The 13,176-nt window shown below is 69.4% G+C and carries 12 protein-coding genes; 3 read left to right on the plus strand and 9 right to left on the minus strand.

Going from position 1 to position 13,176, the window contains the following annotated elements; all coding sequences use genetic code 11:
* Positions 1-406: 406 nt before the first annotated feature.
* The 3 genes from DIZ27_RS06560 to thyX form a co-directional block, all read right to left on the minus strand.
* Complete coding sequence (locus DIZ27_RS06560; RefSeq protein ID WP_109377357.1) at positions 407-2,092, minus strand: ribonuclease J; 1,686 nt, start codon at positions 2,090-2,092, stop codon at positions 407-409.
* A gap of 158 nt (positions 2,093-2,250) precedes the next feature.
* On the minus strand, positions 2,251-3,150 hold the full coding sequence (gene dapA / locus DIZ27_RS06565; protein WP_109377358.1) for a 4-hydroxy-tetrahydrodipicolinate synthase: 900 nt from the start codon (positions 3,148-3,150) through the stop codon (positions 2,251-2,253).
* 265 nt (positions 3,151-3,415) lie between these two features.
* Entirely contained in the window at positions 3,416-4,168 is a 753-nt protein-coding gene (thyX, locus tag DIZ27_RS06570) for an FAD-dependent thymidylate synthase (protein ID WP_109377359.1), read from the minus strand.
* Between the two features lie 180 nt (positions 4,169-4,348).
* Here thyX and DIZ27_RS06575 point away from each other — a divergent pair, with 180 nt between their 5' ends.
* Positions 4,349-4,588 carry a hypothetical protein gene (locus DIZ27_RS06575; RefSeq protein WP_181383410.1) on the plus strand — a complete coding sequence of 80 codons (240 nt, stop codon included), beginning with the start codon at positions 4,349-4,351 and terminating at the stop codon, positions 4,586-4,588.
* A 188-nt stretch (positions 4,589-4,776) separates the two neighbouring features.
* On the plus strand, positions 4,777-5,331 hold the full coding sequence (locus tag DIZ27_RS06580; protein ID WP_109377361.1) for a PH domain-containing protein: 555 nt from the start codon (positions 4,777-4,779) through the stop codon (positions 5,329-5,331).
* A gap of 90 nt (positions 5,332-5,421) precedes the next feature.
* Here the strand turns inward: DIZ27_RS06580 and DIZ27_RS06585 are convergent, their stop codons facing one another.
* The 5 genes from DIZ27_RS06585 to rpsO all read right to left on the minus strand — a co-directional run bounded on the left by DIZ27_RS06585 (position 5,422) and on the right by rpsO (position 10,953).
* Positions 5,422-5,865, minus strand: coding sequence for a tetratricopeptide repeat protein (locus DIZ27_RS06585; protein ID WP_109377362.1), 444 nt, complete (start codon positions 5,863-5,865; stop codon positions 5,422-5,424).
* Positions 5,866-5,880: 15 nt separating this feature from the next.
* Positions 5,881-6,633, minus strand: coding sequence for a 4-hydroxy-tetrahydrodipicolinate reductase (gene dapB, locus DIZ27_RS06590; RefSeq protein ID WP_109377363.1), 753 nt, complete (start codon positions 6,631-6,633; stop codon positions 5,881-5,883).
* An 80-nt stretch (positions 6,634-6,713) separates the two neighbouring features.
* Positions 6,714-8,093, minus strand: a complete 1,380-nt coding sequence (locus tag DIZ27_RS06595) for a pitrilysin family protein (protein ID WP_109377364.1) — start codon at positions 8,091-8,093, stop codon at positions 6,714-6,716.
* Positions 8,090-10,303, minus strand: a complete 2,214-nt coding sequence (locus DIZ27_RS06600) for a polyribonucleotide nucleotidyltransferase (protein WP_109377365.1) — start codon at positions 10,301-10,303, stop codon at positions 8,090-8,092. Before DIZ27_RS06600 ends, DIZ27_RS06595 begins: the two co-directional genes overlap by 4 nt.
* Positions 10,304-10,665: 362 nt before the next feature.
* On the minus strand, positions 10,666-10,953 hold the full coding sequence (gene rpsO, locus DIZ27_RS06605; protein ID WP_109377366.1) for a 30S ribosomal protein S15: 288 nt from the start codon (positions 10,951-10,953) through the stop codon (positions 10,666-10,668).
* Positions 10,954-11,247: 294 nt separating this feature from the next.
* Between rpsO and DIZ27_RS06610 the strand changes: the two genes are divergently transcribed.
* Positions 11,248-11,529, plus strand: coding sequence for a DUF397 domain-containing protein (locus DIZ27_RS06610; RefSeq protein WP_055605087.1), 282 nt, complete (start codon positions 11,248-11,250; stop codon positions 11,527-11,529).
* 57 nt (positions 11,530-11,586) lie between these two features.
* Here DIZ27_RS06610 and eccD read toward each other — a convergent pair whose 3' ends face one another.
* Positions 11,587-13,095, minus strand: a complete 1,509-nt coding sequence (gene eccD, locus DIZ27_RS06615; protein ID WP_109377367.1) for a type VII secretion integral membrane protein EccD — start codon at positions 13,093-13,095, stop codon at positions 11,587-11,589.
* Between the last annotated feature and the right edge of the window lie 81 nt (positions 13,096-13,176).

Genomic DNA, 13,176 nt, shown 5'->3' on the forward strand with positions numbered 1-13,176 from the left:
CCGGCCGGACGGCCGGAGACGGGGTATCAACATATCTGGCGTTGACTTTTGGCACGCTGTTGAGTTCTCAAGGAACGGACGCTTCCTTCGTACTCACCCCTGCGGGCTTTCCTCCGGGCGCTTCCCTTCGGTCTTGCGTTTCCGACTCTATCAGATCTTTCCGATCCGATTTCCTCGGGCTTTCGCCTTCCGGGGCCGCGCTTTCCGCGTTTCCCTTTCCGGCGGACCCGACTTTATCAGAGGTTCTGAGTCGGATTTCCTCGCCCCTCCAGGGACTGATTCCGACGCTTGAAGCGATCGGGTTCCCGGTCGGGGTGAGCCGTAAACGTACTGGAGCGGGGCGGCTCGATGCAAATCGAGGCCGCCCCGCTCCCAGTTCACCCTTACGGTCTTGTCCTACAGGCCGTCAGACCTCCACGACCACGGGAAGGATCATCGGCCGGCGCCGGTACGTGTCGGAGACCCATTTGCCCAGCGTGCGGCGGATCAGCTGCTGCATCTGGTGCGGTTCGACGACGCCGTCCTGAGCCGACCGTTCCAGGACTTCCGTGATCTTCGGCAGTACGGCACCGAAGGCGGAGTCGTCGATCCCGGAGCCGCGGGCCTGGACATACGGGCCGCCGGTGATCTTCCCGGTGGACGAGTCGATCACCACGAAGAGCGAGATGATGCCCTCGTCACCGAGGATCTTGCGATCCTTCAGCGCGGGCTCGCCGACATCGCCGACGGAGAGGCCGTCGACGTAGACGTACCCGGCCTGGACCTTGCCGGAGATCTTCGCCCTGCCGTCGATCAGGTCGACGACGACCCCGTCCTCCGCGATGACGATGCGGTCGTGCGGGACACCCGTCAGGGCGCCCAGTTCGGCGTTGGCCCGCAGGTGGCGCCATTCGCCGTGCACCGGCATCAGGTTCTTCGGGCGACAGATGTTGTAGAAGTACAGCAGCTCGCCGGCGGAGGCGTGGCCCGAGACGTGCACCTTGGCGTTGCCCTTGTGGACGACGTTGGCGCCCCAGCGGGTCAGGCCGTTGATGACCCGGTAGACCGCGTTCTCGTTGCCGGGGATGAGCGACGACGCGAGGATCACCGTGTCGCCCTGGACGATACGGATCTGGTGGTCGCGGTTGGCCATCCGGGACAGGGCGGCCATGGGTTCGCCCTGCGAGCCCGTGCACACCAGGACCACTTCGCTGTCCGGCAGGTCGTCCAGCGTCTTGACGTCGACGACCAGGCCCGGCGGGACCTTCAGGTAGCCGAGGTCGCGGGCGATGCCCATGTTGCGGACCATGGAGCGGCCGACGAAGGCCACCCGGCGTCCGTACTCGTGCGCCGCGTCCAGGATCTGCTGGATGCGGTGGACGTGGCTGGCGAAGCTGGCCACGATGATCCGCTTGCGGGCGCCGGCGAAGACCTGCCGAAGGACATTGGAGATTTCGCGTTCGGGCGGGACGAAACCCGGCACCTCGGCGTTCGTCGAGTCGGAGAGGAGGAGGTCGATGCCTTCCTCGCTGAGCCGGGCGAAGGCGTGCAGGTCCGTGAGGCGGCTGTCCAGCGGAAGCTGGTCCATCTTGAAGTCGCCGGTGTGGACCGCCATGCCGGCGGGGGTGCGGATGGCCACGGCGAGCGCGTCGGGGATCGAGTGGTTGACTGCGACGAACTCGCAGTCGAACGGGCCGATGCGCTCGCGGTGCCCCTCGGCGACCTCCAGGGTGTAGGGGCGGATGCGGTGCTCCTGGAGCTTCGCCTCGATGAGGGCGAGGGTCAGCTTGGAGCCGATCAGCGGGATGTCCGGCTTCTCGCGGAGAAGGAACGGAACACCGCCGATGTGGTCCTCGTGACCATGGGTGAGGACGATGCCCTCGATGTCGTCGAGGCGATCCCGGATGGACGTGAAGTCCGGCAGGATCAGGTCGATTCCGGGCTGCTCCTCCTCGGGGAACAGCACTCCGCAGTCGACGATGAGCAGACGGCCGCCGTACTCGAAGACCGTCATGTTGCGGCCGATCTCGCCGAGACCGCCGAGCGGGGTGACGCGCAGCCCGCTCGCGGGAAGCGGCGGGGGCGGACCGAGTTCAGGATGCGGATGACTCAAAAGACTCTCCTCACCACACGCGCCACGTACCGGTGGGGCACGTGGCGCGCATGACGTTCGTGCAGAAGCAGTTGTCGTTGTGGTGCGCGGGCACCGGTGGCCCGCCGCTTATTCAGTTGTGGAGTCAGGTTGCGCGAGCGGTCGCGCGAAGTCCGTTGTCAGAGCTGTACCCCGCCGGCGGCAAGATCGATCTTGAGCTGCTCGATCTCTTCCGGCGCGCACTCGGCCATGGGAGCGCGCAGGGGCCCGGCGGGCAGGCCCTGGAGGGTGAGCGCCGCCTTGGTGGTCATCACGCCCTGGGTGCGGAACATGCCCGTGTAGACGGGGAGCAGCTTCTGGTGGATCTCGGTGGCCTTCTGGACGTCTCCCGAGATGTACGACTCCACCAGGGAGCGCAGCTCGGGGGTGACGAGGTGGCCGACGACCGAGACGAAGCCGACCGCGCCCACGGAGAGCAGCGGCAGGTTCAGCATGTCGTCGCCGGAGTACCAGGCGAGGCGGGAGCGCGCGATGGCCCAGCTGGCGCGGCCGAGGTCACCCTTGGCGTCCTTGTTGGCGACGATCCGCGGGTGCTCGGCCAGGCGGACGAGCGTCTCGGTGTTGATCGGGACACCGCTGCGGCCGGGGATGTCGTAGAGCATGACCGGCAGCTCGGCGGCGTCGGCGATGGCCGTGAAGTGCCGGTAGAGGCCCTCCTGCGGGGGCTTGTTGTAGTACGGGGTGACGACCAGCAGGCCGTGTGCGCCGATGCGCTCCGCGGTGCGGGCCAGTTCGATGCTGTGGCGGGTGTCGTTGGTGCCGACCCCGGCCACCACGTGGGCGCGGTCTCCGACCACCTCCAGGACCGCCCGTACGAGGTCCGCTTTCTCCGCGTCGCTGGTGGTGGGGGACTCGCCGGTGGTGCCGTTGATGATCAGGCCGTCGTTGCCTGCGTCCACCAGGTGGGTGGCGAGTCGCTGGGCGCCGTCGAGGTCGAGTGCGCCGTCCGCCGTGAAGGGCGTGACCATGGCGGTGAGGACCCGCCCGAAGGGGGTCTGCGGAGTGGAGGTCGGAGCCATGGGTTACACGCTACTCGCTGCTTGAGTCGGGGTCTGCCCTCGGGGAGGCGACAAGACAGGACAAAGGTGGAGCCCGGCACTGCCTGCTCGGGGGTTCAGGCAGTGCCGGGCCCGTTCGATCAGGCTAAATGAACTACCCTAAATACCGCAATACGGACAACTCGCAGGGCTGATCGCCCATGCGCGATCAGCCCTGCGAGCAAGACCCGCCACCGGCGGACACGAGGAGCTGTGAGCACCACTCGAACCGCACCGGCCGCACGGGCTACGGCGCCACGCGCCCGTTGGCGTTGAAGGCGGCGTGAGTGAGCGGCATGAGCCGGGCCCACTCGGCCTCCATCTTCTCGCCGACCATCTCGATCTCCCGCTGCGGGAAGGACGGGACCTTCGCCATCTCGTGCTGGGTGCGCAGGCCGAGGAAATGCATCAGCGAGCGGGCATTGCACGTGGCGTACATCGAGGAGTACAGGCCGACCGGGAGCACCGCGCGGGCGACCTCGCGGGCCACACCCTCGGCCAGCAGCTTCTGGTAGGCCTCGTAGGCCTGGCGGTAGGAGTCGCCCAGTACGTTCTGGACGGTTTCGTGCTGGCCCGGGGTGCCTTCGACGAAGACGTACTTGCCCGGGCGCCCCTCCTGGACCAGCTTGCGCGACGCGTCGGGAACGTAGAAGACGGGCTGCAGCTCGCGGTAGCGCCCGGATTCCTCGTTGTAGGACCAGCCGACCCGGTGGCGCATGAACTCACGGAACACGAAGATCGGCGCGCTGACGAGGAACGTCAGGGAGTTGTGCTCGAACGGGCTGCCGTGCCGATCCCGCATCAGGTAGTTGATCAGGCCCTTGGAGCGCTCCGGGTCCTTCTGCAGTTCCCCGATGGACTGCTCGCCGAGGGTCGACACGCGGGCGGCGAACAGGACGTCCGAGTCCGAGGCACTGGACTTCACCAGTTCGACGGTGACGTCACTCCGCAGGGTGACGCCATCAGGTGTTGACGGCTGGAGGTCATCGGCGGAGGTCAAGAGAGCACTTCCCGTCACATCGCATCTGCAGGTCAGCGCCCACTCTACGGGGGCTCCCTCCGTGGCGGGGAGACGGACCGCGCCACGAAGAATTTCCCCATCTGGGCACTTTTTGAGTGTGTCGCTCGTTTGTGTCGGTGAGAGTGATTCGTTCGAGATTCGACGGGAGAAGCACCACTGATGTTCGGTCGACGGGAATCCGTGCCGTTCGCCTTCATTGCCACTGCCGACAGGTTCCGCAGTAATGTCACGCCCCCGCCGCGCGAGCGGGCTTCCGCCGGCGAGCTGGCCGGGCGCTGGCTGCTGGGCCTCTGCATCGTCACCGGTCTGGTAGGGGCCCTGGTCCTCGGGATGCCCGCGCTGTCCATCGACCAGTCGGCCACGGGGAGCGAGCAGTCACAGGCGTCCGACGGACGCTGACCCGGAGCCCGGACCGGACGCCTTACCGAGCGCCGAACCGGACGACGACCCCGCGCCGAATCGGGCGCGGGGAACCACCCGGGAGCGGGGGCTCCGGCTCCAAGCGGGCCCCCGAGGGTGGTGAGGGGTCATGCGGATCGGTAGCCTCACCGGGCACAGCCCACGCATGGATCAAGTGAGGACCAGCCGTGCCCCTGCCCTTCCTGACGGCCGATCGTGCTTTCGACACTGCGGACGACGTCGCACTGCCGCACGACGACCGTGACCGCTGGCGGCGTCCGTACCGTCCGGGGCCTTGGCGAGTGGGGACGGCGGCCATACTGCTGCTGCTCGCCTCGTTCGTGCTGTTCGCGGCGGCGATCATCGCTGCGACGGCCTCGGTGTCGTCGGCCGGTGTGGTCTTCGCCCTCGCGCTGGTCGTCATAGTCTGGGCGCTGAGGCTGCTGCGCATGGGCACGTGGGTGAGTGCCCGTGGACTGCGGCAGGTGAGTCTGTTCAGCACCCGTACGACGCCGTGGGCCCAGGTGGTCACGGTGCGCACGGTGCAGCAGCCGGTGCGCTGGCTGGGGCTGCCGAGGACAGTACAGGGGCAGGCGCTGCTGCTGGCCCGGCGGGGACGGTCGGCGGAGGCCCTGCTGCCGCTGCTGACCTCGCACAACGCGGACTTCCTGGGACGGGAGCCGGCTTTCGACCGGGCGGCCGACTCGGTGGAGGTCTGGGCCGACGAGTACCGGCGGGACTGACCCTGCCCGTCGGGACCGGACTTCACGTCGTCAAGAGCCGGGGCCCGGTCCGCATGTGCGGACCGGGCCCCGGCTCTTTTTGTCGCGGCGTCAGGGGGCGGCCCTGCGCAGGGCGATCGCCCGTTGCATCGCCTTGCGGGCGCGCGCGGTGTCGCGGGCGTCGTGGTAGGCGACGGCGAGCCGGAACCAGCTGCGCCAGTCGTCGGGGGCGTCCTCCGTCTCGGCCCTGCGCCGGGCGAAGACCTCGTCGGCCGAGTCCCGGTCGATACGGCCGCTGGGCAGACGCTTCAGCTCGTCCACGGGCAGTCCGCCCTGGGCATCGAGTTCGGCGGCGAGGCGGTTGGCGTTGCGGACGAACTCGGTGTTCTTCCACAGGAACCACACGCCGATGACCGGCAGGATGAGCACCGCCACGCCGAAGGTGACGGTGAGGGGCGTACCGGCCTGGATGAGCAGCACGCCGCGGCTGCCGACCAGGACGAAGTAGACGACCAGGACGGCGGCCGTGACGGCGTAGGAGATCTTCGCGCGCATGGGGTCGGCTCGTGCTCAGTTCAGGTCGAGGAAGTGTTCCAGGCCGAAGGTCAGGCCGGGAGTGGTCACCACACGGCGGGCGCCGAGCAGGATGCCCGGCATGAAGCTGCTGTGGTGCAGGGAGTCGTGGCGGACGGTGAGGGTCTCGCCCTCGCCGCCGAGCAGGACCTCCTGGTGGGCCAGCAGGCCGCGCAGCCGGACGGCGTGCACCGGCACCCCGTCCACGTCGGCGCCGCGGGCGCCGTCCAGGGCGGTGGCCGTGGCGTCCGGGGCGGGGGCGCTGCCGGCCCGGCGGCGGGCCTCGGCGATGAGCTGGGCGGTGCGGGTGGCGGTACCGCTGGGGGCGTCCACCTTGTCGGGGTGGTGCAGTTCTACGACCTCGACGGACTCGAAGTACGGGGCGGCGATCTGCGCGAACTTCATGGTCAGCACGGCGCCGATGGAGAAGTTCGGTGCGATGAGCACACCCGTCTCCGGGAACTGCTCGAGCCAGCCCCTCAGCTGTGCGAGGCGGTCGTCGGTCCAGCCGGTGGTGCCGACGACCGCGTGGATGCCGTGACGTACGCAGAAGTCCAGGTTGCCCATGACCGAGGCCGGGGTGGTCAGTTCGACGGCGACCTGGGCGCCGGTCTCGGCAAGGGTCTCCAGCCGGTCGTCCCGGCTGAGTGCGGCCACCAGCTCCATGTCGTCGGCGGCCTCGACGGCCCGTACCGCTTCGGACCCGATCCGGCCCTTGGCGCCGAGGACCGCCACGCGCAGCTTGCTCATCTTCCTTGCTTCCTTACCGGAGGGGTCGGGGAGGACCGGGACCGTGGAGGGTTGGGGGCCGTCGGGGCCCGGCGGGCCCGCTAGGCGACGGTGTCGTGCAGCCGGGAGGCCTGTTTGTCCTTGAGCGGGCCGATGACCGACAGCGAGGGCTGCTGTCCCAGGATGTCGCGGGCGACCGCGCGGACCTCGTCCGGCGTGACCGAGGCTATCCGGGCCAGCATGTCGTCGACCGACATCTGCTCGCCCCAGCACAGTTCGCTCTTGCCGATGCGGTTCATCAGCGCGCCGGTGTCCTCCAGACCGAGGACGGTGGAGCCCTGGAGCTGGCCGATGGCGTGCCGTATCTCGTCGTCGGACAGGCTGTGTTCGGCGACCTGGTCGAGTTCGTCGCGGCAGATCTTCAGCACGTCGTGCACCTGGGACGGCCTGCACCCGGCGTACACGCCGAACAGGCCGCAGTCGGCGAAGCCGGAGGTGTACGAGTACACGCTGTAGGCCAGGCCGCGCTTCTCCCGGACCTCCTGGAACAGGCGGGAGGACATGCCGCCGCCGAGAGCGGTGTTGAGCACGCCGAGGGCCCACCGGCGCTCGTCGGTGCGGGACAGGCCCGGCATGCCGAGGATGACGTGCGCCTGCTCGGTGCTGCGGTCGATCAGTTCGACCCGGCCGGCGGTGCGCAGCGTGCGCCGTCCGCCGCGCGGGGCGATCGGCTCGGCGTCGAGGTCCTTGACGGCGCCGGCCTCCTCGAAGGCGGCGCGGACCTGGCGTACGACCTGGTCGTGGTCGATGTTGCCGGCGCAGGCGACCACGAGGTGGGTCGGGTCGTAGTGCTTCTTGTAGAAGCGGCGGATGCGGTCGGCGGTGAGGGCGTTGACCGTGTCGACGGTGCCGAGGACCGGGCGGCCCAGCGGGTTGTCGCCGAACATGGTGTGCGCGAACAGGTCGTGCACGCAGTCGCCGGGGTCGTCCTCGGTCATCGCGATCTCTTCGAGGATCGCGCCGCGCTCGACGTCGACGTCCTCCTCGAGGATGCGCGAGCCGGTCAGCATGTCGCAGACCACGTCGATGGCGAGCGGCAGGTCGGTGTCGAGTACACGTGCGTAGTAGCACGTGTACTCCTTGGCCGTGAAGGCGTTCATCTCGCCGCCGACGGCGTCGATGGCGGAGGAGATGTCCAGGGCGGACCTGCGGTGCGTGCCCTTGAAGAGCAGATGCTCCAGGTAGTGGGTGGCGCCGTTCAGGGCCGGGGTCTCGTCGCGGGAGCCGACGTGCGCCCAGATGCCGAAGGTCGCCGAGCGGACCGAGGGCAGGGTCTCGGTGACGATGCGCAGGCCCCAGGGGAGGGTGGTCTTGCGGACGGTGCCGATGCCGTTCTCGCCCTGGATGAGGGTTTGGGTACGGGCGACGGCCCGCGCCTCCGGGGAGGTGCGGGCCGTCGCCTTGGAGCCGTGGGACGTCACTTGTCGGCGTCGGCCTTCTTCTCGTCGTCCTCGCCCTCGATCACGGGGATGAGGGAGAGCTTGCCGCGGGAGTCGATCTCGGCGATCTCGACCTGGACCTTGGCGCCCACACCGAGCACGTCCTCGACGTTCTCCACGCGCTTGCCACCGGCCAGCTTGCGGATCTGCGAGATGTGCAGCAGACCGTCCTTGCCGGGCAGCAGGGAGACGAACGCGCCGAAGGTGGTCGTCTTCACGACCGTGCCCAGGTAGCGCTCGCCGACCTCGGGCATCGTCGGGTTGGCGATGCCGTTGATCGTGGTGCGGGCGGCCTCGGCGGCCGGGCCGTCGGCGGCACCGATGTAGATGGTGCCGTCGTCCTCGATGGTGATCTCAGCGCCGGTGTCCTCCTGGATCTGGTTGATCATCTTGCCCTTGGGGCCGATGACCTCACCGATCTTGTCGACCGGGATCTTCACGGTGATGATCCGCGGCGCGTTCGGGGACATCTCGTCCGGCGTGTCGATCGCTTCCATCATCACGTCGAGGATGTGGAGGCGGGCGTCACGGGCCTGCTTGAGAGCGGCGGCCAGGACGGAGGCCGGGATGCCGTCCAGCTTGGTGTCGAGCTGGAGGGCGGTCACGAACTCCTTGGTGCCGGCGACCTTGAAGTCCATGTCGCCGAAGGCGTCCTCCGCACCGAGGATGTCGGTGAGGGCGACGTAGTGCGTCTCGCCGTTGATCTCCTGGGAGATCAGGCCCATGGCGATACCGGCGACGGGGGCCTTGAGCGGCACACCGGCGTTCAGCAGCGACATGGTGGAGGCGCAGACCGAACCCATGGACGTCGAGCCGTTGGAGCCGAGGGCCTCGGACACCTGACGGATCGCGTACGGGAACTCCTCGCGCGTCGGCAGCACCGGCACGATGGCACGCTCGGCGAGGGCGCCGTGGCCGATCTCGCGGCGCTTGGGGGAGCCCACGCGGCCGGTCTCGCCGACGGAGTAGGGCGGGAAGTTGTAGTTGTGCATGTAGCGCTTGCGGGTCACCGGGGAGAGGGTGTCCAGCTGCTGCTCCATGCGGAGCATGTTGAGGGTGGTGACGCCCAGGATCTGGGTCTCGCCACGCTCGAACAGCGCGGAGCCGTGCACCCGCGGGATGGCCTCGACCTCGGCGGCCAGGGTGCGGATGTCGGTGACTCCGCGGCCGTCGATGCGCTTCTTCTCCTTGATGACGCGCTCACGGACCAGGGACTTGGTCAGCGAGCGGTACGCGGCGGAGATCTCCTTCTCGCGGCCCTCGAACTCCGGCAGGAGCTTCTCGGCGGCGAGCTGCTTGACGCGGTCCAGCTCGGCCTCGCGCTCCTGCTTGCCGGCGATGGTGAGTGCCTGGGCGAGCTCGGGGCGGACGGCGCCGGTCAGCGCTTCCAGGACGTCGTCCTGGTAGTCCAGGAAGATCGGGAACTCACCGGTCGGCTTGGCGGCCTTCGCGGCGAGGTCGGCCTGCGCCTTGCAGAGGACCTTGATGAAGGGCTTCGCGGCCTCCAGACCGGCCGCGACGATCTCCTCGGTGGGGGCCTCGGCACCGCCCTCGACCAGCTTGACGGTCTGCTCGGTGGCCTCGGCCTCGACCATCATGATCGCGACGTCGCCGTCCTCCAGGGCGCGGCCCGCGACGACCATGTCGAAGACGGCGTCCTCGAGCTCGGTGTGCGTCGGGAACGCCACCCACTGGCCGCGGATCAGCGCGACGCGGACGCCGCCGATCGGGCCGGAGAAGGGCAGACCGGCCAGCTGCGTGGACGCGGAGGCGGCGTTGATCGCCACGACGTCGTACAGGTGGTCGGGGTTGAGCGCCATGACCGTGGCGACGACCTGGATCTCGTTGCGCAGGCCCTTCTTGAAGGACGGGCGCAGCGGGCGGTCGATGAGGCGGCAGGTGAGGATCGCGTCCTCGGAGGGCCGGCCTTCCCGGCGGAAGAAGGAGCCGGGGATCTTGCCGGCCGCGTACATCCGCTCCTCGACGTCCACCGTCAGGGGGAAGAAGTCGAGCTGGTCCTTGGGGTTCTTGGAGGCGGTGGTGGCCGACAGCACCATGGTGTCGTCGTCCAGGTACGCCACGGCGGAGCCTGCGGCCTGACGGGCGAGGCGGCCCGTCTCGAAGCGGATGGTGCGGGTGCCGAAGGAGCCGTTGTCGATGACGGCCTCGGCGTAGTGGGTCTCGTTCTCCACCAGTGTTCTCTCCGTTACTTGTCGTCTTTTGTCCCTCCTCGCCCGTGTGGCGGGAAGGACGGGCGGAGAAGCACGCCTTCTGGTGCGGGCCGGTCTTCGATCGAAGCTCCCGGGTTGACTCTCCCGGGGGCCACTACCGAGGACCGGCGGCGGCGAGGTGCGCTTCTCCTCGTACGTCATGACGTCCGGGGGGACGTCGGGGTGGCGCCCGTGACGGCGGTGACCTGATGCGGTACCGGTCGGCACGGCGATTCGGTGCTCTTGCGTTGTGCTACCACACTACAAAGAGGGAGTGACACTCCGCACGTACAGCAAAGGGAGCGGTCCCCATTTTCCCAGGGAACCGCTCCCGTCACAGCGTCTTACCGGGCGCCCGCCGCACCACGGCGGATGCCGAGGCGGTCGACCAGCGCACGGAAGCGCTGGATGTCCTTCTTGGCGAGGTACTGCAGCAGCCGGCGGCGCTGGCCGACCAGGATGAGCAGACCACGACGGGAGTGGTGGTCGTGCTTGTGGGTCTTGAGGTGCTCCGTCAGGTCGGAGATCCGACGCGAAAGGAGGGCGACCTGGACCTCGGGGGAGCCGGTGTCGCCTTCCTTGGTGCGGAATTCGGAGATGATCTGGTTCTTCGTAGCGGCGTCGAGCGACACGCTTACTCCTCATGGTCTGTGAATGGCCACCGAGCGCCCCCGGTCTTCACCTCGGGGGATCTTCCATGACTCGGAAGGCGGGATCCGCTGGACGCGGCCTGTGGAGCGGGGCTCCGAGGCGCGCACACAGCACACATACGTCCGTCGCTCAGAGTACCAGCCGGTGGCGGGCCCCTTTACCACGGTCCGCGGAACCGCCCAGGTGGGGCGTGGGGTGCCACTAGGGTGAGCGCTCGTGCCGGTCGTCGGACCGGCCATCGGACCATCCATACGTCGGGAAGGGGTCGCTGCGACATGGCGGAGACGGCTGAGGAGATCAAGGCACGCAAGGAGCGGGAGAAGGACGAGCTCTACGCCCTCGACATCTCCGGCGTCGAATGGCACAGCGCGCCGGGCACCGAGGAGCACGAGGAGCGGGTCGAGATCGCCTATCTGCCCGAGGGCGCGGTGGCCATGCGGTCCTCTCTCGACCCGGACACCGTGCTCCGCTACACGGAGGCGGAGTGGCGGGCGTTCGTGCTGGGCGCGCGGGACGGGGAGTTCGACCTGGAGCCGGCGGGCCCCGAGGCGGAGTGACCGCCGTACGCGTCCGGGAGCGTGCACGCGTGTGTGCGCCCTCCCGGACGTCGCGCGTCAGCCGGTCATCGACCGCACCATCGCGTACACGTCGAAGACGGCGAGCGTCAGCGGCACCAGTGTCAGCAGTACGAAGCCCTCGGCGATCTCCAGGAAGCGCCCCCAGAAGGGCGTGAACCCGCTGCGGGAGGCCACCAGACCGATCGCGGTGACCAGCGCCGATACCGCCGCGATGGCTGCGACCAGCCAGATCGTACGGATGTCGAGACCGGTCCGGTCCCCCGTCAGCGCCTCGCGGACCAGGGCGTCCGGCGGGTTGAGCGCCAGACCGAGACCGAGCGCGACCAGGGAGCCGAGCCCCGCGGCCAGCAGGGTGGCGACCTGCGCGGTGTAGCGGAACAGCTGCGCGCGCATGAGCAGCGCGATTCCGGTGGCCAGGACGAGCAGCAGCGCCCAGAGGCCGTCGGAGAAGCTGAGCACGAGGGCGGAGCCGACCGCGAGCAGCGAGCAGCCGCCGACCAGGCCGACCAGGAGTTCGTGGCCGCGGCGGACCTGGGCCCCGATGCGTTCGGCGTCCACCGGCTCATGGGGCTCGGGGTCGGTGCCGTAGGCGCGCGAGGAAGCGGTGTGCGGCGTCTCGAAGCCGATGGGCAGACGCGCGAAACGCATGGACAGGCCCGGCAGGAAGGCCAGGGCGCCGACGGCGACAGGAGCGCACAGAGCGGCGCTCTCGGCCGGCGTCCAGTCCCTCAGGAGCGCCACGAAGGTGGTGACCAGGGCGAGGCCCGAGGCGGCCACGAAGGCCACGAACGGGCCGTCACCCCGCGGAGAGACCAGGGCGAGGATCACCGAGGCCACCAGCACGGCCGCACAGGCGAGCAGGAACTGGAGCTTCCCGATGCCCTGCCCCTCGGAGAGCGACAGCAGGCCGGAGCCGGCCACCCCCATGTTGGGGAGTGCGCCGAGCCCCAGCGCGACGGCGGCGGCCCGGTCGTCGTAGACGCGGGCGCGGACACAGCCCAGAACGACGAGGAGGACACCGGCGATGCCCGCGAGGATGCCGGGCAGGCCGTGCATGTCGTGCCGCGGATCGGCGTTCCAGGCGACGAACGCGAGCAGGGCGGGCAGCACGCCACCGCCGACGAGGCCCGCGGCACGTGTGAGGTCGCTGTGCCACAGGGAGCGGTCCCGGGTGACCGCGGAGGCGACCGCTTCGGAGACGTCGTCGACGACGGCCGGCGGGAGCGACTCGGAGAAGGGGCGAAGGGTGAGGAGTTCGCCGTCGAGGATGCGCTGCGCCGCGAAGGAGCGGGAACTGTCGAGGACGGTGCCGTCCCGCCGGACCAGGTGGTAGCCGACCGGGGCGCCCTCGGCGGGGCTCTGCCGGGCGAACCGGAGGATCTCCGGGTAGAGGTCTGCGACCGGCACGTCGTCGGGCAGTGCCACGTCGATGCGGCTGTCCGGTGCCACGATGGTGACCCGGCAGAAGCCCAGCCCCGCGCCTGATCCCGCTGAGGCCGTGCTGCCCGGTCCGCCGGCCGCGCCGGCCGGCGCGGAGGCCGTCATGCTCACCTGCTGTTCCCCCTCTTCGGTAATGCGGGCGGAGCGCGGTACCGTCGCGTCTCACCCGCTCACCCGCGGGTGGCC

Source organism: Streptomyces sp. NWU339, assembly GCF_003143855.1.
GTDB lineage: Bacteria > Actinomycetota > Actinomycetes > Streptomycetales > Streptomycetaceae > Streptomyces.

Bases quoted from the DNA above. Each gene is read 5' to 3' on its own strand.
- dapA (WP_109377358.1), bottom strand. From the start codon at position 3,150: ATGGCTCCGACCTCCACTCCGCAGACCCCCTTCGGGCGGGTCCTCACC.
- DIZ27_RS06575 (WP_181383410.1), top strand. From the start codon at position 4,349: ATGTTCGGTCGACGGGAATCCGTGCCGTTCGCCTTCATTGCCACTGCC.
- DIZ27_RS06585 (WP_109377362.1), bottom strand. From the start codon at position 5,865: ATGCGCGCGAAGATCTCCTACGCCGTCACGGCCGCCGTCCTGGTCGTC.
- dapB (WP_109377363.1), bottom strand. From the start codon at position 6,633: ATGAGCAAGCTGCGCGTGGCGGTCCTCGGCGCCAAGGGCCGGATCGGG.
- DIZ27_RS06610 (WP_055605087.1), top strand. From the start codon at position 11,248: ATGGCGGAGACGGCTGAGGAGATCAAGGCACGCAAGGAGCGGGAGAAG.
- eccD (WP_109377367.1), bottom strand. From the start codon at position 13,095: ATGACGGCCTCCGCGCCGGCCGGCGCGGCCGGCGGACCGGGCAGCACG.